This window comes from Pseudomonas shiyinii, from assembly GCF_056725765.1.
Genome location: NZ_CM161522.1, coordinates 2732531 through 2755092 on the forward strand (window position 1 = coordinate 2732531; position 22562 = coordinate 2755092).

Below are 22562 nucleotides of genomic sequence, written 5' to 3' on the forward strand. Positions count from 1 at the left end.
TACTGTGTGGGAGCGGGTTTACCCGCGAATAGGCCATCGCTGGATAAATCGATTTCCCCGCAACAAAATCACGACTTGATTGTTGATTCTTGATCGTGAATCAAATGACCTTGGCCCTGCCCTGCCTTAATCTATCCCCCCGAAACCCGCACACTGCATCCCACACGAAGCGAGATCGAACCCCAGCGACCAAGCTCGGTTCGGTTCCCCCTCACTCACCAGGAGCAGATCCATGAGCATTCCATCCTTCGGCCTCGGCACCTTCCGCCTTACCGGCCAGGCCGTCATCGACTCGGTCAAGTCCGCACTGGAGCTGGGCTACCGCGTCATCGACACCGCGCAGATCTACGGCAACGAAGCCGACGTCGGCCAGGCCATCGCCGAAAGCGGCGTGCCCCGTAGCGAGCTGTTCATTACCACCAAGATCTGGGTCGACAACTACGCGGCCGACAAGCTGATCCCCAGCCTGCGCGAAAGCCTGGCCAAGCTTCGCACCGACTATGTCGACCTGCTGCTGATCCACTGGCCGGCGCCGGGTAATGGCGTCGAACTGGTCGAATACATGACTGCCCTGGCCGAAGCCAAGAAACAAGGCCTGACCCGCCAGATCGGCGTCTCCAACTTCAATATCGAGCTGACCCGTCAGGCCATCGAAGTGGTTGGCGAAGGCGAGATCGCGACCAACCAGATCGAGCTCAGCCCGTACCTGCAGAATACCAAGCTGACCGCCTTCCTGAAGGCGCAAGGCATTGCAGTGACCTCCTACATGACCCTGGCCTACGGCAAGGTGCTCAAGGACCCGCTGCTCGCCGAGATCGCCGCCAAGCACAAGGCCACCGTGGCACAAGTTGCTCTGGCCTGGGCCCTGCAACTGGGTTACGCGGTCATCCCATCCTCCACCAAGCCGGAAAACCTGGCCAGCAACCTGCTCGCCCGCGACCTGCGCCTGGACGACGAAGACATGGCACGTATAGCCACGCTCGAGCGCAATGGCCGTGAAGTCAGCCCCGACGGCCTGGCGCCGACCTGGGACTGACCACCCCACAGCTTGGCACCCCATCGCGGCACAAGGCCGCGATGGGTCTGTAGGAGCGGCCTTGTGCCGCGATGGGCTGCAAAGCAGCCCCTTATACCCCCATCCCCCAACACTACCCTTTTAAAAACGGCAAGCACCACGCGCAATAAAACCTACAACAAAGACCATTCCCACAACAAATCAATTAACGTCCTACATTTCGAAATACGCAATTAAAATTTACCCAGTCAAAAACAACGTGTAGTTCATTGACTGAAGTTCCTTGCTATTTTCTACTTCTCTGCACACCACTTACCCATTCCTGCAGGACGCAGGGCATGAATCAACATGCACAGTAAGGAATGCAGACCATGTACTACATCCCCCCGCTTTGCACACGCACCAACCCCTGGGGCGAAAACCCCCGCGGCCTACTCGGCAAAGGCGAATTGCCCTGGCCTGAACTGCTCGCCGCTCGGGCCTTCCCGTCATTGATCGATATCGAAGGCTGGTATAACACCGACGACTACAGTGCAGCGATGTTCCTGGCCAATGAGCTAGCGATGCCCGACGCTGAGATGTCGGCAGACGAGGCCCAGGAGTCGCTTACACTCCTGCTCAGCCTGTTCGCCAGGCTGGAAAACGCCGGCCAGAATACTGTCCAGGAGCTGGAAGCCCTGCGCGAACGCGCCGAGTCAATCCCGACCCTAGGGCCGCTCTGGTTCTCTCCCGCCAGCCTCCCCAGCACGCTGGGCACTGTCATCCATCTGGTGTATGCGGCGTCGAACACCAAGCGCTTGATCGACCTGCTGGACCTGCCCGAACCTCTGAAGAAAGACCTCAAGGCCTGGGCCGCGGAGCGCGGCCGTGCAGGCAGCCGCTCAGCGCGCAAGTCGTTTCAGCGCCGGATCACGTTGGTGCACGTGGGCGGTGCACTCAAGTTCCAGGTGCCGGTGATGAAGGGGGCGGCCTATTACAACATCAGGTCGTTGCGGGTGGGGAACAATATCCATATGCCGGTTCACCAGGCTCAACGATTACTGAACAGTCGCGTAGGGCTTGATCCACGAACCTATGGCTCGCAGGGATTCGCGAAGATTATTTCAAGCAATGCAGTGGGTGCTCTATTGTCGTTCGGCCCACAAGCCGTTATCGATGCCAGGGCTTCCCAGTCATTAGGTGAGTTCTGGGAGCGGTCTGCGTATAGCCAATCCGCTAATGCAGCGGCCTTTGCTGGGGGCGTGTTGGCTACGGTAGCGCTTAGCTCAATTGGGGCCCCATTAGTAATTGTAATCGGCATGTCTTTCATAGCTAGCACAATAGCTCAAAAGATATTCCTCGAGCGCGGGTTAGACAAAAAATATGGTGATTGGCTAACAAGAGGCAGGATGTGAAATGCCATTTTCGGAGGCCTATGAAGTTTTCAAGGCTACTCGCTACGGCATGATGTTTACAGTCGCTTGTCTGCTCCTTGCCTGCATGGAGTCCGAGTGGCTGCTTGCACCTGCTCTAATTGCTTCTGCTTTCATACTTTGGACGAGAAGCCAGTGTGCTTATGTAAGTGATAGTTATAGTTATTTTTGCGTGCAGCTCATAATCTATTTGTTCTCTATGTTCGTCTTCATATTTGGCACGTATACCTACACTCTCGCCTCCGCAAGGTGGGGATGGCTTCTAGGCTTTTTGTTGTTTTTCGCTGCACAGCTTCTGACCGGGATGACTTACGTCCTAGCTTCCCGTTTAAAATTGAAAACTTTGCCTTACGAGATACGCGATGGAAGAGTTCATGTCACTTCTCGCCGAAGCCACTATGTTTCTCCAGTTTGGGCTGGTCTTTCTACTCTTAGCAGTGGCGCTGTTGGCCCATTGTTGACTGAATATCCCACCGCGACGCTTGTGATGTGCATAATCCTACCTTCGATTGTGATCATAAGCATCTGGCGCACAGTAGCCGGCCTAGCCCACCTACGCGCAGAAGAACGCCGCAAGGGCGTGCGCTACACCTTCTCCAACCTCGAAGAAATCCAAGCCATACGCGCCCGTTCTTGGGCCGCACGCCTGTTCATCGCCTTCAACAACCTCGTCAGCAGGCAACGATAGGTCAGTGCCTTCAATCGGCCCGCGCCGCTACTCAGGAGAAATCACATGCTAATGGAAGACATTGCTGCGCTCTTCGCTCCGCAGAACCGAAGACTGATCAAACTGACCACGCCACTCTCTGCCGACCAGGAACTGCTGGTCGATACCTTCGTCGGCAATGAAGGCCTTTCCACACTGTTCCACTACGACCTGTCGCTGATCAGCCAGGACGCGCGTATCGAACTCAAGTCACTGATCGGCAAGCCGGCCCTGCTGGAGATCGAGCTGGCCGAGGGCGGCGCGCGGTTGATCCATGGCTATGTCAACGATTTCGCCAGCGGCGGCAGCGACGGGGGCCTGGCCTATTATTCGGCGACCTTGGTGCCCTGGCTCTGGATGCTCAGCCGGCGCTTCGACTCACGTATCTTCCAGGACCAGACCGTCGAGCAGGTGCTTACCCAGGTGTTCGCCGGCTACGGCTCCCTGCCCAGCGTCCAGTTCAACCTCACCCGGCCGCTCAAGCCCCACAGCTACATCACCCAGTACCGCGAGAGCGACTTCAACTTCGTCCAGCGTCTGCTGGACCAGGAAGGCCTGTTCTACTATTTCGAACACAGCCATGAACAGCACACGCTGGTGATAGGTGACAACTCCACCTTGCTCACCGCCCTGCCCGAACAGCCCAGGATTCGTTTCCACAGCACATCGGTCACCGAGACCGCCGACGCCATCACCCACTGGAGCGGGTCACGCCAATTGCTGCCCAGTCGCATGGCCGTACAAACCTTCGACTACAAGCAACCGCGTAACGCGCTGCCGGTAGTCATGGACAGCATCAACCAGCAAGGCGATGTGGCGCCTTTCGAGATCTTCGACTTCCCTGGCCAGTACACCCATGGCGACTATGACGCGGGCGAACGCCTGGTGCGCAACCGCCTGGAAGCCCTCGAGGTGCAGGCCAAGGTCTTCGCAGGCAGCAGCAACTGCCGCGCCATGCGCACAGGCCATACCTTCGAACTGCAACACCATTACGACCACGACCAGGACAGCCCCGATGACCGGCGCTTCCTGCTCCTGGCGCTGCGCCACGAAGGCGCCAACAACTACCGCCATGCCAAGAGTGCCGGGGCCTACTACCGCAACCATTTCACCTGCATCCGCAGCAAGATCCCCTACCGCCCCCAGCCCACTACCGAGCGCCCACTGCTGCATGGCCCACAGACCGCCATCGTGGTCGGCCCTCCCGGCGAGGAAATCTTCACCGACAGCCTCGGCCGGGTGAAGCTGCAGTTCCACTGGGACCGCTACGGCCAGCACGACGACAACAGCTCCTGCTGGGTGCGTGTCGCCCAGGCCTGGGCCAGTGGCGGCTTCGGCAGCATCCAGATCCCCAGGGTCGGTGACGAAGTGGTGGTCTCCTTTCTCGAGGGCAATCCCGACCGCCCCCTGGTCACCGGCAGCCTCTACAACAGCCAGAACATGCCCCCATGGTCATTGCCACAGAACAAGACCCAAAGCGGGTTCCTCACCCGCTCCACCAAGAGCGGCTCCGACGCGGCCAACTTCATCCGTTTCGACGACAAACAAGGCGCCGAGCAACTGCTCGTGCACGCCGAACGCTGCCTGGACACCGAGGTGGAACTGGACGAGACCCATAGCGTCGGCAACGACCGCAGCATCGTCGTCGGTGGTAACCAGTACCAGACCGTCCAGCAGGATGCGCAGGTGACCATCACGCAAGGCGCTTATTCCCTGGCGGTCACGCAAAAGCATGTCGAGATCCAGGCCAACACCCATATCACCCTGCGCGTCGGCAACAGCAGCCTGACCCTTACACCCCAGGCCATCACGCTCAAGGCCGACGCCATCCATAGCCAAAGCACAGGGGAAACCCGCATCGAAGGGGAACCCATCAAGCTGAACCAATGACGCGCAGAACCGCCTTGCGTACGCTATCGACGATACGCCATGTAGGCCGTACGCAAATCACCGGCCCAGCCATCGAGCACGGCTTTGACGTTGTAGGCGGTCATTACCTGCTTATCGTCCTCCAGCGGCACGCCGGTGCCCATGCGCACCAGTTCGGCGACCACCGCGCCCGTCTCGCCGTCCTCGAACGACACCTCGGTGGCGATCTCGCTGTCTTGGTCGCGGATTCCCGTCGCCGTGCTCACGCCCGCAGCGACCAGGGTGACGGGCAGCCATTCATAGAAACGCAGCCCCTGGGTACGGGTGGCCACCCGGGTGATGGCAGGCCGCACCACCAGCGTGCCCGGGCCAGGCTTGGCCGCCAGGGGCACGACCTTGCCCAACTCCAGCCGCAGGGCAGCGTCGTAGTAGCCGGTCATGTTGATCAAGGTGCTGGGCGGAATACGCTCGCTCGGCTCAGGTCGCGGGTAGACCTGGCTGGGCTCCAGGTACACCTGCTTGTAGCCGCCCGCTTTCAACCCAGGGCTGACCCAGCCCAACACTGTCTGCCCGGACGGGGTCTTGCGCTCGGTCAAGATGCTGTAGTCCTGCAGGAACCCGGTGTACATCTGCGGCGAGACCTGCTTGCTGCTGCAACCAAACAGGCCCAGGCCGGCCATCAGCAGCCAGGCCCATGAACGATGACGACGCATCAATGGGCTTCCTTCTTCTGCCAACCGTCCATGGCTTCCACCCTGGCCGCGATGTCCGGCGTACCGTCCGAACAGGCCACCTGCAGCTGCCCGTGGGTCATGATCCACTGGATGAAATCGGCCGTCGGAACCGAATGCACATACTCGACCCAATGCCCACCGTCTGGGCTATAGCGTTCGAAGTATCGCCGAAGGACCACCCGCTCCTGGTCCTGGGCCAGGCCCAGGCAGGATTGCTGGAAAAGAATCGGTGTGTCGGGCCCTTGCGCGCTGGTGCGCTGGGCCAGGATCAACGGGCGCTCGCCGTCGCGTGTCTCGTCGCTATACCGGCTGTCCAGAATGCTCATGCAACCCCCTACGGAAATGAATGCGCGCAGGGTGCCGCAGGTTCTTTGCCAGAGGATGTCCGGCACATGTCACGCCAGATGAAATGTTGCTCGGCTGAAATATATGACCTGGGCGCCGGAATGGTTTTAGATAGCGCTTTTCTATACCCGGACCCTGTGCACGTGAGCAGACTGCTGATCGTCGACGATGACGTGGAAATCCTCGCGCTGTTGAAGAAGTTCTTCGTTCAGCACGCCTACGAAGTGGACGTGGCGCCCGATGGCGAAGCCATGTGGGCGGCCATCGCGAGAAATCGGCCGGACACCATCATTCTCGACCTGATGCTACCCGGCGAAGGCGGCTTGAGCCTGTGCCAGAAGGTGCGGGCCCAGGGCGCGATCCCGATCATCATGCTCACCGCCATGGCCGAGCTGAGCGATCGCATCGTCGGCCTGGAACTGGGGGCCGATGATTACCTGACCAAGCCTTTCGCGCCCCGGGAACTGCTCGCTCGCGTGCGCGCCCTGCAGCGCCGCGCCGGCGAACAAGGCAGCCCGGCCAGGGAACCCTCCCGCCCGATCATCGCGTTCGCCGGCTGGCACCTGGATATCACTTGCCGCGAACTGCGTTCGCCCGAAGGCGTGATGATTCCGCTGTCCGGCGGCGAATTCGACCTGCTGGTGGTGTTTCTCGAGCACCCCCAGCGCATCCTCACCCGCGAGCAGTTGATCGACCTCGCCCACGGCCAGGGCCATGACGCGTATGACCGCAGCATCGATGTCCAGGTCAGCCGCCTGCGACGCAAGATCGAACCGGACAGCAAGCGCCCGGACCTGATCCGTACCGTGCGCAACGGCGGCTACATGTTCACCGCCAAGGTCACGCGCGCATGATCCATCGACTCTTGCGCCGCGACACCCTCAGGCGCCGGATTGCCCTGACCATCCTTGCGGCGATGCTCGCCTCGCTGGCCCTCAATGCCTTGTTCATCCAGGTGGCCGGCACCTGGGCACGCCCGCCCATCGAACGTACCGGCCTGCTTGAGCAGATCGCCGCGACTGCGCGGGTGATCGAAGCCGCGCCTGCCGATCTGCGCCCACGGTTGGCGAGCGCGGCGAGCAACCCGACCCTGGGGGTGGCCTGGCAAGCCGAGCGCAGCCAGTTCAACCTGCCTACCCTGGGCATGCATATCGATACCGGCAAGGTTCCGGTGCTGCGCCGACTGCTGGGACCGGACAGGATCATGTATGCGTTCAATCCCGACGACTGGTCGCGCGCAAGTGCCCAGGGGCACTACATGGCGCTGGTGCAGCTCGTCGATGGCAGCTGGTTGTCCTTCACGCCCCCTGAGCGCAGCTGGGGCTTGGACGCAGGCGCGCGTATCGCCGTGATCATCGCCTTGGGGCTGGTCGCCACCTTGCTGGTCGCCTGGCTCGCCACCCGCCAGCTGGCCAACCCACTGCAGCGCTTCACCACTGCCGCGCGGCGCTTCGGCGACGACCTGCAGGCGCCGCCCATCGATGTCGAAGGCCCCGAGGAGATCCGCCAGGCCATTATTGCCTTCAACACCATGCAGGCGCAGATCCAGCATTTCGTCGGCGAACGCACGCACATGCTCGCGGCGATTTCCCACGACCTGCGCGCCCCGTTGACACGCATGCGGTTGCGCAGCGAGTTCATGGAGGACGAAGACCATCAGCGCAAGCTAGTTCGCGACGTGGATGAAATGCAATCGATGATCAACGCCGCCCTCGCTTTCTTCCGCGAGGACACGCACCGGGAGCAACCCACCGCGTTCGACCTTTCCGAGTTGCTGCAGACCATCGTCGACGATTACCGCGACCAGGACATCGCCATCGGCTTCGATGGGCCTGCGCACCTGGTCTACGATGGTCGCCCGCTGGGCATCAAGCGTGTGCTGGTGAACCTTCTGGAAAATGCAGTCAAGTATGGGCAGCATCCCAGCATCTCGCTCAGGCAAAACGGACACGGGGTACGTATCGACGTCAGCGACCAGGGGCCGGGCATCCCGCAGGAGGCCCTGCAGCGGGTATTCGACCCGTTCTTCCGCCTCGAGGCCTCGCGCAACCGCGATACCGGTGGCGTCGGGTTGGGGCTGTCGGCGGCGAGGGCGATCGTGCGTGAACAGGGTGGCGAGCTGACGTTGAGCAATCGCGACGGCGGTGGGTTATTGGCGCGTGTCGAGCTGCCCCTGCGCAGCTGAAGTGGGAGCCGGTTAACGCCGACTCAGGGCCAGGTGGGCGGCAAATACCACGAACACCAGGCCGGTGGCACGGTCCGTCCACTTGATCACCGGCCCACGACGCAGTGCAGCAGCCAGCGGCTGGGTCGCGGCGATCAGGACGACCGCCCAGAGCAGGCCGAGCAGGACATGGATGCCGACCAGGCCGAAGGTCCAGGAGGGTCCGTGCCCTCGAGGTCAGTCCAGCAGCCCTAGCGGCGTGTCCACGTCGCGCAGCACGCCCGCATCCTCCACATCCACCCAAGCGCAATGCGCCCGATGCGCCCGGACTACCGACCGTGCGCCTTCGTCGCCCGTCAGCTGCATCAGCTGTGGCCAGAAGGCACGGCCAAACAATACCGGGTGCCCTGGCTGGCCCTGGTAACGGGGCAACAGGATGCTGTCCGCCGAGGCGGCATCGGCCAACTGGCGCAACGTCGAAGGAGCGATCCAAGGCATATCGCCCAGCAGGATGGCAACCGCCTCTGCCGGGCTGTCGCCGAGCGAGGCAACCCCAGCCGCCAGGCTATGCCCCATGCCAAGGGCGGCATCAGGGCTGTGCACCACCTGGCAGGCAGCTGGCAGCCCCAGGTCTTGCGCCACCTCACCTGGCCGCAGCACCACCCTGACCTCCCCGAACACCGCCAAAGCATGTTCGACACTCTGCCCCAGCACGCGGGTACCCTGCGCCAGGACAGCACGACGCTTGTCACCGCCAAAGCGCGCGCTGCGCCCGGCCGCCAGGACCAACGCAACGACCGTCACAGCGCCTCGCGGGCGATGCCGCTACGGGTCCGCAGAATGTCGGCGAGCACCGCCAAGGCGATTTCCGCAGGTGTCTTGCTGCCCAGGTTCAACCCAATGGGCGCATGGATGCGGGCCAACTGCCCCTCGTCCAGGCCTCCGATGCGCTGCAGGCGCTCACGGCGTTTGTCCGAGGTGGTGCGCGAGCCCATCACGCCGATATAGAACGCCTCGGTGCGCACGGCCTCGAGCATCGCCAGGTCATCGATCTTCGGGTCATGGGTCAGCGCCACCACCGCCGTGTCGCCATGGCAACCGCCATTGGCGATGAACACCGAAGGCAGCTCGCGGCGGACCTCGATGCCCTCGAGCACCACGCCTTCGAGCACCTCGTCGCGGGGGTCGCAGAGGATGACCTCGAACCCCAACCCCTTGCCGAACTCAGCGCAGAAATGCGCAACGCTGGAATACCCCGCCAGCAGCAGGCGCTGGGCCGCACCTACCCGCAGGCGAACGGTATCGGTGTCGTAGGCCACCCTTGGGCCCTGGCTGTGGTCGTCGCTCAGCCGACGCTGGCCATCGTGCAGGTCCACTTCGCGAAGCAGCCGGCGCTGTCCAAGCAGCGCCGACTCCAACTCACGTAAATGCGCCTGTACCTGGCAATCGGCTGGCAGGTTCTCCACCAGTACATCCAACACGCCACCGCAGGGCAGGCGGATATTGGAACGTGTGTCACTGCCATCGCCATAGCGCACCACGGTGGCAGGCTCTGCGAACTCGCCTTCGGCGACCCGGGCGAGGAAATCCTCCTCGACACAACCACCGGACAACGATCCCACCCAGTGCCCTTGGTCGTTGACCGCCAGCAGCGAGCCCGGCGCACGAGGCGCCGAGCCGTAGGTGAAGAGCACGCTGCACAGCCATACACGTTGGCCGGCGCCAGACCATTGCAAGGCCTGGCGCACCACTTGCAGGTCAAGATGCTGCACGGCTCACTCCGCGTTCAGGTGCGCAAGCTGCTGCGCACTGAAGTCGCCCGGCAAACCACCCCAGGCCTCGCGCAGGTAGTTGACCAGGTCGGCGACCTGCTGGTCGTCGAGCTTGTCGGCAAAGCCCGGCATCGGCTGCATGCGCTCGAACCCGGTGAACTGCTGCTCACGGATGCCTTCGAGAATCACCTTGGCCAGGTTGCGCGAGTCGGCCTGGCGCAGCACGGTATTGCCCTGCATGGCCACCGCGATGTGCGGCTTGCCCTCGCCTTCGACACCATGACAACCGGCGCAGACGTTGAGGTACTGCTGGCGGCCGCGCAGGGCGCTTTCGCCGAGCTTGTCCACTGGCACGGCCTGCACCACCTTGGCCGCGGGCGGCTGGTCACCCAGCAAGTAGGTGGCCATCGCGGCCAGGTCGGCATCCTCCAGGTGCTGGGTGCTGTGGTGCACCACCGGGAACATCTCGTTGAACATGCTGCCCTGGGCGCTGATGCCGTGCTTGAGGAAGGTGGTCAGGTCCGGCTGGGTCCAGCCACGCTCGGCCAGGTCCTGGGCCAGCAGGCTGGGCGCCAGGTAGCCACCGAGCAGGCCACCGGTCAGGCGCTTGTCCTGCTCCAGGGCCCCGATACTGTTGCGTGGGGTATGGCACTCACCGCAATGGCCAAGCACTTCCACCATGTATTGCCCGCGCTGCCAGGCCTCGCTCTTGCCTTCGGTAGGCTGCAGCTGGACGCTCTTGCCATACAGCATGTTCCACCCGGCAAGGCCCATGCGCACGTTGAACGGGAAGCTCAGGCTGGTTTCGGGCGCCGGCCGGTTGATCGGCGGCACCGTCATCAAGTAGGCATGGATGGCATCGGCGTCTTCACGCTTGAGCAAGTGGTAGGAGGTATAGGGCATGGCCGGGTACAGGTTGGCGCCGTCCTTGCGCTTGCCCTCGGTGAGGGCGGCGAAGAATTCGTCGCTGCTGTAGTCACCGATGCCGTACTGCTTGTCCGAGGTGATGTTGGTGCCGTAGATGGTGCCGAACGGCGAATGGATCGGCAGGCCACCGGCGAACGGCGCCCCACCTTCGGCAGTGTGGCAGGCCATGCAGTCGGCGGCGCGGGCCAGGTATTCGCCACGCTTGACCTGGGCCTGGTCGGCCGCCTGGGCCCCGAGCGACAACACCGCGCCCACGGCCAGGGCGAGGCCGGAAAGAACTCGCAGCATGCTCAACCCTCCTTGACCAGGCCGAGGTCGCTGAGCACCTCGCGGGTGGCGTCGTAGTAACGCACGTACCCGGTGCAGCGGCAGATGTGATGGCCGAGGCTGGCTTCGATGGCCCCCTCCAGCTCGCTTTTCTTCAGCGGTTGACGCTGGGCCTTCTCCACCAGCACGGTGGCGGCGTTGACGAAGCCCGGCGCGCAATAGCTGCACTGGAAGGCGAAGCGGTCGACGAACTTCTGCTGGATCGGGTTCAGTTCGCTGAGGTTGCCGGCCTCGTCATGCTTGGCATGGCCTTCGATGGTGCGCACTTTCTTGCCTTCGAAGTAGTGCGCGCCGGTGATGCAGGTGCGCACTTCCTCGCTGGTGCCGTCGGGGTTGTCGACGATCACCACGCAAGCGTGGCAGATGCCCTGGCCGCAGCCCAGGCGCGAGCCGGTGAGGTTCTGGTATTCGTGCAGGTAGTCGATCATCGCCAGGTCCTCGGGGACCTCGGCCGGACCGACGGGTTGACCGTTGAGGGTCATCTGGAGCGGACGGTTAGCCATTGAGGGCCTCCTTGACGCGGGCTGGAGTGATGGGCAGGTCGCGAACACGCTTGCCGATGGCATGGGCCACGGCATTGCCGATGGCACCGACCACCGGGATCATCACCACTTCGGCGATGCCCTTGGAAGGGTCGGTGGGTGACAACGGCGGCAGGATTTCGCTGGTCTGCTTCCACACCGCCACGTCCTTGGCCATCGGCAGGCGATAGCGGTTGAAGTTCCAGTTCCCCTCGCCCGGGCCGCCCTCGTACAGCGGCATCTCTTCGGTCAAGGCATGGCCGATGCCCATGGCGATACCGCCTTCGAGCTGGCCCTTGACCAGTTCCGGCACCAGCACCCGGCCGCACTCCACCCAACTGTGGTGGTTGAGCACCTGGACTTCGCCGCTGCCTTTGTTCACCTTCACTTCCACCAACGTCGCCACCGGGCTGTAGTAGGTCACCATGGCGTTGTTCAGCTGGGTGGCCGGGTAGGCCGCGTTCTGCCGGTCCAACAGGTGGTAGTTGGCGCTGTTCATCTGCGCCTTCTTCGCGTTCGGGGCACCGTCGCCGTACTTGACCGCCAGCGCATCGAGCGGCAGGCGCTCGCGCACGCCGTCGATGACGAAGTCGGCTTCAGCCCAGCTCCAGCGGTTGAATGCGTGCACACTGACGCCAGTGACCAGGCCCATCTCATGGGCCTTTTTCGCCAGCTCCGCGAACGGAATGGGCGACAGGCCGTTGCCGGTGAGCTCGCCGTTGACCCACACCGCGTTCTCGCGGCGCACCACCAGCGGGTTGGCCTGGCCGCCATACGGGCCCTGACGCCACAGCGAAAGCGCCGCTGGCCACAGACCATGGTTGAACAGCACACGCGCCGCTTCGCGGGTGGCGTGGCTGAAATAGAAGGCCGAGTTGGTCGCCGAGGATGGCGAGGCCAGCTTGCCGACCCAGCGCGGATCGCGCAGCGCGGCATCCTGCTCGGCCTGGCTCATCAGGTAAGGGTTGCCGCTGGTGGCCAGTTTCAGCTCCGGCCATTCGGTTTCGGCAGTGGTCACCTCATCGGCCGGGCGTCCCAGGAAGTCGCTGACCACGAAAGCCTGGGAGGTCGACATGCCGGTGCCCAGCTCAGTGCCGATGTGGCGCAGGCTGATACGGCCATCGGCGGTGAACTCGATACTGGCCATGGGCGCTTCGGCACCGGTGCCGAAGTCTTTCTGGCAAATGGCGAAGCCGACGCCGTACCAATTGTGCGGGTCCTTGGCTTCCATCGCTTTCTTGTGCGCGTCGCGGTTTTTCCACACCTCGTGTGCGCTGGCCTTGTCGAGGATCTCGTGCAGGCGCAGGGCACCGGCGGGCACGGCGCCCTGGGTGTTCTTCATACCCGACTTGAGCGCATTCTTGCGGCGCAGCTCAATGGCGTCGACGCCGAGGCGGTTGGCGACCTCATCGACCATCATCTCGGTGGCCGCCATGCTCTGCAGCGTCCCGTAGCCACGCATGGAGCCGGCTTCGACACCTCGGGAATGGTAGACGGTCACCGCCAGGTCGCTCTGCGGCATGTAGTAGATCGACTGCGCGGCAGTGGCCCCCACTGCAGCCACCGACGGGCTGTAGTTGATGCGCCCGCCTCCGTCGACACTCATGTCGGCGCGGAAGATCTTGAAGCTCATGTCGTTCTTGTCCACGGCCAGCTGGTAGCGGATGTCGAACGGGTGGCGCTTGATGCCGCTCTGGAACTGCTCGTAGCGATCGTTGGCCAGGCGGATAGGCACACCGGCCCCATACAAGGCGGCGACGGCGGCGTAGAACACGAAGATGTTGTTGTCCTTGGAGCCGTAGCCGACGGTGTAGCCGGGGTGCATGTTCAAGTTGTTCAGCGCGAAGCGCGACGGCTTGATCATGTGCACGCATTCCTGCGCCACTTCGAACGGGCATTGGGTGGCCACAACGAAATGCAGGGTGCCGGTGGCCGGGTCGTACCAGCCGTTGCCGTTGTCCGGCTCCAGCGCTGCAGGCTCGATCGATGGAGTCTTGTAGCGCTCGTCGAACAGCAACCAGTCCTGCGGCGGCTGCTTGAGCTGCTCATCCATGCGCTGGGCATAGAACATCCCTTGCTCGGTCAGGGTGCCGTGCTGCTTGGGCTCGGCGGTCCACACCGGCTTGCGCGCAAGGATGGTGGGGAACAGCATGGAGTTCTTCAGGCTGGAGAACGTGTCCTCGTCGAACGGCGTCTGGCCGCCGACCCGCACGAAACGGAAGCTGCCATAAGGGTCACGCTGGTACAGCGGCGCCTGGGCGCCATAGCGGATCGCCTTGTCGTTGAACTGCAGCTTGAGCTTGGCCTGGCGGAAACGCTCGAAGTCGTGCCAGATCAGGATCGCCACGGGGTGACCGATGAACATCGGCACCTTGCCAGGTGGCAACAGAGGATCCGGCGAATGGGCCTCAGGCCAGGCGATGCCGTCCTTTTCCAGGTCGGCCGCGGTGACGACACGGTCCGGCTGCAGGTCGGCGCCCAGCCACGCCAGGTCATGGCCTGCATAGATGCGGTCGGCCTTGGTGGTCTTGAGCAACAAGGCGTGGCCCTGCTGCTGGGGCCAGCCGGGCATGTCCTTGGCGCGGATGTCGCGGGCGAACACCTTGTTGCCGCACACCTTAGACAGCGCATCGTTGCGAAAGCGTGCCTTGCCATCATGGCTCATCCACTTCTGCGGCGAAGTGGTGACACTGTTTTCCATCAGGGCGGCGAACGCCTGGCTGCCGAGCGGCGCGAGGGTCACCCCCACGCCAGCGATCACGCCGCCTTGCAGGAAGGCGCGCCGGGAAATATCACGGTTGGTCATGCTTCATCCTCTGGGCAGAGCGCGCCTGCCCATGACGTATTCTGGTACTTGATAGCTCGGAGGGCGGAATCATTGACGTTCCGAAAGCAAGGTCGGAGTGGGGACCACAAAAACTGACCTCGGCGTCAAGTTTAACGCACTCACCGCTCGCCTGGCAAAGTCAAGCGGGCAACTTGTCGCGCCTTTGCTGTCGCGCCGAGGCGCGGCGGGGCTAGCGGCTAGCGCTTGCACCGCGCCAATACCACTTGGCAGGTGTTGGGCGTACCGCCGGAACGGCCGGCGTAGCGGATGCAATTGTTGAGGGATTTCTGCCGGGCGATGCCAAGGCTCGCGCCCCAGGCCAGGCCGCCCTCGCCTGCCGTCGGCAATGCCTTGGCGAAGCAGTTCGAACCTTGGGTGGCGGCGACATAACGCGTAGTGCTCGCTTTTCGAGTACAGCCGGCGGTGCTGGCCAGGCTGATGATGAGCAAGGCACACAGGCCCCACGAGGCGACTTCAGAAGGTGTCTTGGCCCACATGCTGCTACTCCAGCGTTCAGAAACAGGGCGAGGCCGGGGCCCCCGGACAAGGCTTCCGGCAGCCTCGATTACAAGCGAAGCCCGTTTGAAGTAAAGCAGGCATAGCCATCCCTGCAACGCCAAAATGGCCCCAGGGCAGGGCGTCTTTCGTCCCCCGAAGGGGAAAGGCATTTGAGAAATTTCGCCATGGAAGGTACGGTTTCTGCTTCCTTCGAGCTCGCCAGTCTGGGCAACGGCGTTCATTCAAGGTGCTAGCCTTGGAAAATGCCTACGTGCCCAGGTGCGCGATGCTCACTGTTTTAAAAGGAGAAAACTGCCGCAATGACTGCAGCCGCCAAACCCAGGAGCACCCTCAACCCTCCCGTCTTCTACAGCAGCGCCATACTCATCTTTCTGCTCGTCCTGTATGCCACCGCATTTCAGGAACATGCCCAAACACTGTTCGAACACGTCCAGGCCTGGATCGTCACCAATGCCAGCTGGTTCTACATCCTCACCGTGGCGCTGGTATTGATCAGCGTGGTGTTCCTCGCCGTCAGCCGCTATGGCGATATCAAGCTGGGCCCCGACCACAGCGAACCGGACTACCGCAAGAGCACCTGGTTCGCCATGCTCTTTTCCGCCGGCATGGGCATCGGCCTCATGTTCTTCGGCGTGGCCGAACCGGTCATGCATTTCACCAGCCCCCCGGTAGGTGACCCCGGTACCGTGGCCGCCGCGCGCGAAGCCATGAAGATCACCTTCTTCCACTGGGGGCTTCACGCCTGGGCGATCTATGCCATCGTCGCCCTGATCCTGGCCTACTTCAGCTTTCGCAACGGCCTGCCCCTGACCTTGCGCTCGGCACTCTACCCATTGATCGGCGAGCGGATTCACGGGCCGATCGGCCATGCCGTGGATGTCTTCGCCATCCTCGGCACCGTATTCGGCGTGGCGACCTCGTTGGGCTATGGTGTGCTGCAGATCAACAGCGGTTTTCACCATGTGTTCGGCCTGCCAGTGAACCCGACGGTCCAGGTGATCCTGATCACCGCCACCTGCGCCCTGGCCACGCTGTCGGTGGCCAGCGGGCTGGACAAGGGCATCCGCATCCTCTCCGAGCTCAACCTGGGCCTGGCCGTGGTGCTGATGCTGTTCGTGCTGCTGCTCGGGCCGACCGTGTTCCTGCTGCAGACCTATGTCCAGAACACGGGGGCCTACCTCTCGGATATCGTCAACAAGACATTCAACCTCTACGCCTACGAGCCCACCGACTGGATCGGCGGCTGGACCTTGCTGTATTGGGGCTGGTGGTTGTCCTGGTCGCCCTTCGTCGGCCTGTTCATCGCGCGCATTTCCCGCGGCCGGACCATCCGTGAGTTCGTCTGCGGCGTGTTGTTCGTGCCGGCAGGTTTCACTCTGCTATGGATGACCGTATTCGGCGACTCGGCGATCCACATGATCCTCAACGACGGCGTGAAGGAGCTGGCGACGGTGGTCGGCCAGGACAGCTCCCTGGCACTGTTCGTGTTTCTCGAGCGGTTCCCGTTTTCCAGCATCGTTTCACTGATCGCCGTACTGATGGTCGTGGTGTTCTTCGTCACATCGGCCGACTCCGGGGCGCTGGTGGTGGACATGCTGGCCTCCTCCGGGCAAGGCCATTCGCCGCTGTGGCAACGCATCTTCTGGTCGGTAAGCATCGGTGCGGTCGCCATCGCGCTGCTGTTGGCCAATGGGCTCAAGGCGCTGCAGACAGCGACCATCGCCAGTGCGCTGCCCTTCGCAGTCATCCTGCTGACCGCGATCTGGGGCTTGTTCAAGGCCTTGAACCTGGACGCGACACGCCGCGGCCTGCGCAACCAAGCGTTGCCCGCACCTCGGCACACCCGTCAGCCTCACGGAGGCTGGCAGCGGCGCCTGCGCAATATCGCCATGATGCCGCGCCGGGCCCATGTCACCCGCTTCATCGCCGAGGTGGTCAAGCCCGCCTGCGAAGAGGTGGCCGTCGAGCTGCGCAAGCAAGGCTATGAGGTAACGGTGAACGAGCGCGACGACGGGCGTGTGACCCTCGAACTGTCCCACGCCGGCGAAGGGCGATTCTTGTATGAAGTACGCCCGCGTGCCTTCAACACACCCAGCTTCGTCATGCGTGATACCGAGGACGCAACCGATGCGCGCAAGTACTTCCGCGCCGAAGTGCACCTGCGCGAAGGCGGCCAGGACTACGACATCATGGGTTGGGGCCGTGACGACGTGATCGGCGATATTCTCGACCAGTACGAGCGTCACCTGCATTACCTGCACGTGGTCAGGTGATACCTACCCTGCCGAGCCTGCGGCGTTGCCACAGGCCCAGGCCTACCGATGCGGTTGCTGGAAGGTCCGCGGCGGCAACCCGAACTCGCGCTTGGACATGGCGAGGAAGTGAAGGAAAAGGATCCATGGACAATTTCGTGATCATTTCCGGCTGTTCAGGTGGCGGCAAGTCCACGCTGCTGACGCAGCTCAAGCGACGCGGCCATGCTGTGATCGAAGAACCCGGACGGCGCGTGGTGCAGCAGCAAGTTCGCGACCAGGGCCAGGCGCTGCCCTGGCTCGACCTGGTCGGCTTCCTGCGCAGGGTCATGGACATGGCCCTGGCCGACTACAGGTCGGCTGCGCAGAACACTACGCCGTGGGTGTTCTTCGACCGTGGCGTGATCGATGCCGCCGCGGCCCTGGAGCGCCTTACGGGCGAGCCCGTGCTGGCGGCCGTGGCCGAGTCCTGCCGTTATCACCGGCAGGTATTCCTGACGCCGCCTTGGCCGGAGATCTATGTGCAGGATGCAGAGCGGCGCCACGGCATGCAGGCTGCACTGGAGGAGTACGAGCAGTTGCAGGGCGTCTATCCTGCCCTCGGCTACCAGGTATCGCTGCTGCCCAAAACCCCTGTCGCCGAACGCGCCGACTTCCTGTTGCGCACGTTGGCTGGCCACTGAAACACAGCCTCGAACGACAGCCTGCACCAGCATGGCCGGGTACAACGGGCCATCGCCTTCATGCGCACCAACCTAAGCGGTACTCACGTCACATCTCGACCTGGGTACCCAATTCGATCACCCGGTTGAGCGGCAACTGGAAGTACTTCAGGTTGCTGTTGGCATTCTTCAACAAGAACGCGAACAATTGCTCGCGCCACCGCGCCATGCCCATGCGCCGGGTGGCGATCACCGTCTCGCGGCTGAGGAAATAGGTGGTGCGCATTGGGCTGAAGTCCAATCCTTCACGCTGGCACAGGCTCAAGGCCAGTGGTACATCGGGCTCCTCGATGAAGCCGAAATGCAAGGTGACACGGAAGAACCCTTCGCCGAAGGCTTCGACCTCACAGCGTTTGTCGGCACTGACCCGTGGCTCGTCTTCCGACACCACGGTCAGCACCACCACCTGCTCGTGCAGTACCTGGTTGTGCAACAGATTGTGCAGCAACGCATGCGGCACGGCATCGGTACGGGCACACAGGAACACGGCCGTGCCCTGCACACGATGGGGCGGCTGGGCCTGCAAGCTGGCGATGAACAAATCCAGCGGCAACGCCGCTTCGTCCAGGCGCTCGACGATGATCTTGCGCCCGCGCTTCCAGGTGGTCATCAGGATGAACAGCGCCACCCCGGCGACCACCGGAAATGCACCGCCCTGCAGGATCTTCGGCGCATTGGCGGCGAAATACAGGCTGTCGACCAGCAGGAAGCCCAGCAGCATAGGGATGGCCAGCCAGCGCGGGGTTTTCCAGGCCAGCAGCACCACCGCGGACGACAGCAGCGTGGTGATCAGCATGGTGCCCGTTACGGCCACACCGTAGGCCGCCGCCAGTGCGCCCGAGGACTCGAAGCCGATCACCAGCAGTACCACGCCGACCATCAACGCCCAGTTCACCGTTCCGATGTAGATCTGCCCCTGCTCCTCGCTGGAGGTGTGCTGGATGAACATACGCGGCACATAGCCCAGCTGAATGGCCTGGCGCGTCAGCGAAAAGGCGCCGGAAATCACCGCCTGGGAGGCAATGATGGTGGCCAGCGTGGCCAGAGCGACCATCGGCAGCAACGCCCAGCCGGGGGCCAGCAGGTAGAACGGGTTGCGCACCGCCTCGGGGTTGCCGAGAATCAGCGCGCCCTGCCCGAAATAGTTCAGCACCAGCCCCGGCAGCACCAGCATGAACCACGCTCGGGCGATGGGCTTGCGGCCGAAATGTCCCATGTCTGCATACAGTGCCTCGGCGCCGGTCAGGGCCAGCACCACCGCCCCCAGGATGGCCACGCCCACGCCTGGGTGCAGGACGAAGAAACGCACCGCCCAGGCGGGGTTGAGCGCCTGCAGCACCTCGGGGCGTTGCACGATCCCATGCACCCCCAACGCCCCTAGCACGACGAACCACAGCACCATCACCGGCCCGAACAGGATGCCGATGCGCGCGGTCCCGTGCTTCTGGATCAGGAACAACCCCACCAACACGATCAACGAAAGCGGCACGACCCAATGCCCGATCCCGTCGAAGGCAAGCTCCAGCCCCTCCACGGCCGAAAGCACGGAAATGGCCGGGGTGATCATGCTGTCGCCATAGAACAGCGCCGCACCGAACAGGCCCAGCAGCACCAGCACTCGGCTCAGCTGCGGATAGGGCGCCGCGGCCCGCCGCGCCAGCGCGGTGAGGGCCATGATGCCGCCCTCGCCCTGGTTGCTGGCGCGCAGGATGAACAGGACGTACTTGATCGACACGACCCAGATCAGCGACCAGAACACCAGCGACAAGACCCCGAGCACGCCTTCCGGGGTGGGCTGCACGCCGTAATGCCCGGCGAACACTTCCTTGAGCGTGTACAACGGGCTGGTGCCGATGTCGCCATAGACCACACCAGCAGCGGCGACGAGCAGGCCAAGGCCTGTGGTTTTCGAAGAAGGGGAATGATTCGCAGCAGTCGCGGCTTCGCTCACGGATGACTTCTCTGGGCAGACGGTAAACCGCGCCCAGTATCGCTTCCCGCCATGAGCCTAGGCGTAAAAAGAGCGTAAAAAACGCGTGTTCATCCCGTTGCTGAACGGTACCGCTTCACCCGGTACATCTCGCCATCGGCACGGCTGAGCAAGGTATCGGCGTCCTCGCCATCGCCCGGGTAGCAGGCCACACCGATGCTGCAAGACGGCATCTTCAACCCGCCAAGCTCGCCGCCCGGCGGCTCGGCCATGGCGGCGAGGATCTGCTCGACCTTCTCGTAGACGGCGCCTGGGGCATCAAGGTCCGTCAACAACACGGTGAACTCGTCGCCGCCCATCCGCGCCACGGTATCGGTCTCGCGCACGCAGCCCTCCAGGCGCCGGGCGACCTCGCACAGCACCCGGTCGCCGGTGGCATGGCCGTGAACATCGTTGATGCCCTTGAAGTCATCGATATCGAGGAACAGCAACGCCAGGGTGCTGCCGTGGCGGCGCGCCGCGCGCAGGGCTGCGTCCAGGCGCACATTGAACACCGAGCGGTTGGTCAGCTTCGTCAGCGGGTCGTGGTGGGCCAGGAACCGCAGCTCCTCCTCGGCCTGGGTCAGGGCCGTCACGTTGCGCGCAACGCCGATCCGCGCACCCACCTCCTCCGACCAGGAAGCCGCCCACAGGATGTGCACGATAGCGCCATCCTTGCGAATGTAACGGTTACGAAAATCGATGTGGGGGTGGCCGTTCATGATGCGAATGATCGACGCGCGGGTCGCCGCCAGGTCGTCCGGGTGCATGTATTGGGTGATGGGCGTGCCGACCAGCTCCTCGGGCCGGTAGCCCAGCAGCGCCTGGCAGGCATCGCTGACGAACACGATCTGGTTGTCCCGATCGACCACGAAGACCGTATCCAGCATCAGGTGGATAAGCCGTGGGTACAGCGCTTGCAGGTCAACGGGCATAGGTCGGCGGGGTCCGGTTCATACGGGCTTGAGCATAGCCCGACGGCGAGGGTGTGTGTGTTTCTAGTGCATGTGCCAAGGCCGCGTCAAGCCGGCGCTGACGCCTGCAATCGGGCGCCTTGAGCATTTCGGTGATGATGGCGTGGCGGTGCCTCTTGAGGCCCTATAGGTCAATGGTTGCCAGCCTGAAGGAGGGCGCGGACGGCTAGCGTGATATCACTTTGATAATATGGCTCGGCGCCCAAACCCGTTCTAGCATTAACAACCTGTCTCCAGCATGCCTGTGCCCATGAGCGGTATCGCGCACTGTTCATGCACCGAGCAAGACACACGATCACCAGACGCATTGATGCATAAGGTCTGCCATGCGACTTTCAACGTTCATCCTGGACAACATGGAAAGCATCCTGCAAACGTGGGAAGCGTTCGCCCGGTCCGTAGAGACACCGAACCGGAGCTTGAGCGCCAATGGCCTGCGCAACCATGCCGAGTACATCCTGCGCACGGTGGCCCAGGACATGCGCACGCCGCAGACAGAGCAGCAGCAGATCGCCAAGTCCCATGGCCTGGGGCCATCTTCGCGCCATGAGACCCCCGCCCAGACCCATGCGGTGCTTCGCCTCATCGACGGCTTCACCCTCGACCAGATGGTGTCGGAGTACCGCGCCCTGAGATCGAGCGTCTTGCGCCTGTGGTTGGCACAAGACCCGGCGCAGCACAGCTACCAGGTCGACGACATGATCCGCTTCAACGAGGCGATCGACCAGGCGCTGGTCGAATCGATCGGTGCTTATGGGCAGGAAGTCGAGTCGACACGCAAAACCGTGCTTGGCGTGCTCGGCCATGACCTGCGCTCCCCCTTGACCGCCGTACTCATGGGCTCGGCCCTGCTGACCAAGAGCCCACAATTGAGTAGCCGCGAGAAAGACATCGCGGCCCAGATCGCCGCTAGCGCACAACGGGCGAACCAGATGGTCAAGGACCTGCTGGACCTTGCGCACTGCAACCTGGGTACCGGCATCCCGATCGTTCGCGCGCCCACGGAGCTGAACCGGGTCTGCAAGGCTGTCATCGAGGAAATCAAGGCCGGCAACCCCGGGCTCGACATCGTGCAGGTCGATGAGCGGAGCATCGTCGGCGCATTCGACGGCGCGCGGATGTCCCAGGTGTTCTCGAACCTGATCGGTAATGCGGTCCGTCATGGCGAAGCGCGCAAGCCGATCAGGGTCCTGCTTGGCGGCGACGTCGACCGGGTGATCCTCGAGGTGCACAACTTCGGCGAACCGATTCCCGCCAGCGCCCTGCCCTCACTGTTCAGCCCCAAGGCGCGTTACACCCAGTACACGGACAAACAGAAAAAGCCCACCGGGCTGGGCTTGGGCCTGTTCATCGTCTCGGAGATCGTCGAGGGCCACGGTGGGCGTATCGAGGTGGAGTCCAGCCATGCCCACGGCACCTGCTTCCGGGTGATCCTGCCGGCAGGCTGAGCCAGACGCTTTCCTGTGCCCAATCGCCGGCAAGCCGGCTCCCACCGAGGTTGCGCCGC

The 22562-nt window shown here is 63.2% G+C and carries 19 protein-coding genes and 1 pseudogene; 9 read left to right on the forward strand and 11 right to left on the reverse strand.

The genetic code is table 11. From position 1 onward, the window contains the following. Window positions 1–232: 232 nt before the first annotated feature. From dkgB to ACXHGZ_RS12360, 4 genes are all read left to right on the forward strand, one after another. The gene (gene dkgB / locus ACXHGZ_RS12345) at window positions 233–1036 is read left to right on the forward strand and encodes a 2,5-didehydrogluconate reductase DkgB (RefSeq protein ID WP_480460086.1); all 804 of its coding nucleotides are present in this window, start codon (window positions 233–235) and stop codon (window positions 1034–1036) included. Between the two features lie 350 nt (window positions 1037–1386). Next, the gene (locus tag ACXHGZ_RS12350; RefSeq protein ID WP_480460087.1) at window positions 1387–2409 is read left to right on the forward strand and encodes a hypothetical protein; all 1023 of its coding nucleotides are present in this window, start codon (window positions 1387–1389) and stop codon (window positions 2407–2409) included. A gap of 1 nt (window position 2410) precedes the next feature. Beyond that, on the forward strand, window positions 2411–3115 hold the full coding sequence (locus ACXHGZ_RS12355; protein ID WP_480460088.1) for a hypothetical protein: 705 nt from the start codon (window positions 2411–2413) through the stop codon (window positions 3113–3115). Between the two features lie 45 nt (window positions 3116–3160). Beyond that, window positions 3161–5023: a type VI secretion system Vgr family protein gene (locus tag ACXHGZ_RS12360; protein ID WP_480460089.1), complete on the forward strand. Its 1863-nt coding sequence runs from the start codon at window positions 3161–3163 to the stop codon at window positions 5021–5023. A gap of 23 nt (window positions 5024–5046) precedes the next feature. On the opposite strand, the gene ACXHGZ_RS12365 is transcribed toward ACXHGZ_RS12360, so the two are convergent. Together ACXHGZ_RS12365 and ACXHGZ_RS12370 are read right to left on the reverse strand one after the other, a co-directional pair. Continuing rightward, entirely contained in the window at window positions 5047–5715 is a 669-nt protein-coding gene (locus tag ACXHGZ_RS12365) for a DUF3313 domain-containing protein (protein WP_480460090.1), read from the reverse strand. Continuing rightward, entirely contained in the window at window positions 5715–6062 is a 348-nt protein-coding gene (locus tag ACXHGZ_RS12370) for a hypothetical protein (RefSeq protein WP_480460091.1), read from the reverse strand. The genes ACXHGZ_RS12365 and ACXHGZ_RS12370 overlap by 1 nt, the downstream gene beginning before the upstream one ends. A 120-nt stretch (window positions 6063–6182) precedes the next feature. Here ACXHGZ_RS12370 and ACXHGZ_RS12375 point away from each other — a divergent pair, with 120 nt between their 5' ends. Together ACXHGZ_RS12375 and ACXHGZ_RS12380 are read left to right on the forward strand one after the other, a co-directional pair. Then, on the forward strand, window positions 6183–6935 hold the full coding sequence (locus tag ACXHGZ_RS12375; protein WP_480460093.1) for a response regulator: 753 nt from the start codon (window positions 6183–6185) through the stop codon (window positions 6933–6935). Next, window positions 6932–8266 carry an ATP-binding protein gene (locus ACXHGZ_RS12380; protein WP_480460094.1) on the forward strand — a complete coding sequence of 445 codons (1335 nt, stop codon included), beginning with the start codon at window positions 6932–6934 and terminating at the stop codon, window positions 8264–8266. The genes ACXHGZ_RS12375 and ACXHGZ_RS12380 overlap by 4 nt, the downstream gene beginning before the upstream one ends. Window positions 8267–8278: 12 nt before the next feature. On the opposite strand, the pseudogene ACXHGZ_RS12385 reads toward ACXHGZ_RS12380, so the two are convergent. The 7 genes and pseudogenes from ACXHGZ_RS12385 to ACXHGZ_RS12415 form a co-directional block, all read right to left on the reverse strand. Next, window positions 8279–8464 (reverse strand): annotated as a pseudogene (locus ACXHGZ_RS12385) (LysE family translocator); the annotation flags it as partial. Between the two features lie 18 nt (window positions 8465–8482). Continuing rightward, window positions 8483–9049 carry a nucleotidyltransferase family protein gene (locus tag ACXHGZ_RS12390; RefSeq protein ID WP_480460095.1) on the reverse strand — a complete coding sequence of 189 codons (567 nt, stop codon included), beginning with the start codon at window positions 9047–9049 and terminating at the stop codon, window positions 8483–8485. Next, window positions 9046–10017: an XdhC family protein gene (locus tag ACXHGZ_RS12395; RefSeq protein WP_480460096.1), complete on the reverse strand. Its 972-nt coding sequence runs from the start codon at window positions 10015–10017 to the stop codon at window positions 9046–9048. Before ACXHGZ_RS12395 ends, ACXHGZ_RS12390 begins: the two co-directional genes overlap by 4 nt. A 3-nt stretch (window positions 10018–10020) precedes the next feature. Continuing rightward, window positions 10021–11232 (reverse strand): cytochrome c, encoded by a 1212-nt coding sequence (locus tag ACXHGZ_RS12400; RefSeq protein ID WP_324816634.1) that lies wholly within the window; start codon window positions 11230–11232, stop codon window positions 10021–10023. 2 nt (window positions 11233–11234) lie between these two features. Next, a complete protein-coding gene (locus ACXHGZ_RS12405; protein WP_084858839.1) occupies window positions 11235–11774 on the reverse strand; it encodes a (2Fe-2S)-binding protein in 540 nt (179 codons plus the stop codon). Further along, window positions 11767–14598: a xanthine dehydrogenase family protein molybdopterin-binding subunit gene (locus tag ACXHGZ_RS12410; RefSeq protein WP_224456159.1), complete on the reverse strand. Its 2832-nt coding sequence runs from the start codon at window positions 14596–14598 to the stop codon at window positions 11767–11769. Before ACXHGZ_RS12410 ends, ACXHGZ_RS12405 begins: the two co-directional genes overlap by 8 nt. A 218-nt stretch (window positions 14599–14816) precedes the next feature. Further along, window positions 14817–15116, reverse strand: a complete 300-nt coding sequence (locus tag ACXHGZ_RS12415) for a hypothetical protein (protein WP_480460098.1) — start codon at window positions 15114–15116, stop codon at window positions 14817–14819. Between the two features lie 321 nt (window positions 15117–15437). Between ACXHGZ_RS12415 and ACXHGZ_RS12420 the strand changes: the two genes are divergently transcribed. Next, window positions 15438–17411, forward strand: a complete 1974-nt coding sequence (locus ACXHGZ_RS12420; RefSeq protein WP_480460099.1) for a BCCT family transporter — start codon at window positions 15438–15440, stop codon at window positions 17409–17411. A 125-nt stretch (window positions 17412–17536) separates the two neighbouring features. After that, window positions 17537–18073, forward strand: coding sequence for an AAA family ATPase (locus ACXHGZ_RS12425; protein ID WP_480460100.1), 537 nt, complete (start codon window positions 17537–17539; stop codon window positions 18071–18073). Window positions 18074–18161: 88 nt separating this feature from the next. On the opposite strand, the gene ACXHGZ_RS12430 is transcribed toward ACXHGZ_RS12425, so the two are convergent. Both ACXHGZ_RS12430 and ACXHGZ_RS12435 read right to left on the reverse strand, forming a co-directional pair. Next, the gene (locus ACXHGZ_RS12430; RefSeq protein WP_480460101.1) at window positions 18162–20063 is read right to left on the reverse strand and encodes a potassium transporter Kup; all 1902 of its coding nucleotides are present in this window, start codon (window positions 20061–20063) and stop codon (window positions 18162–18164) included. A gap of 89 nt (window positions 20064–20152) precedes the next feature. Further along, on the reverse strand, window positions 20153–21016 hold the full coding sequence (locus tag ACXHGZ_RS12435; protein WP_480460102.1) for a diguanylate cyclase domain-containing protein: 864 nt from the start codon (window positions 21014–21016) through the stop codon (window positions 20153–20155). Between the two features lie 365 nt (window positions 21017–21381). Between ACXHGZ_RS12435 and ACXHGZ_RS12440 the strand changes: the two genes are divergently transcribed. Beyond that, window positions 21382–22503 (forward strand): sensor histidine kinase, encoded by a 1122-nt coding sequence (locus ACXHGZ_RS12440; RefSeq protein ID WP_480460103.1) that lies wholly within the window; start codon window positions 21382–21384, stop codon window positions 22501–22503. Window positions 22504–22562: the final 59 nt, after the last annotated feature.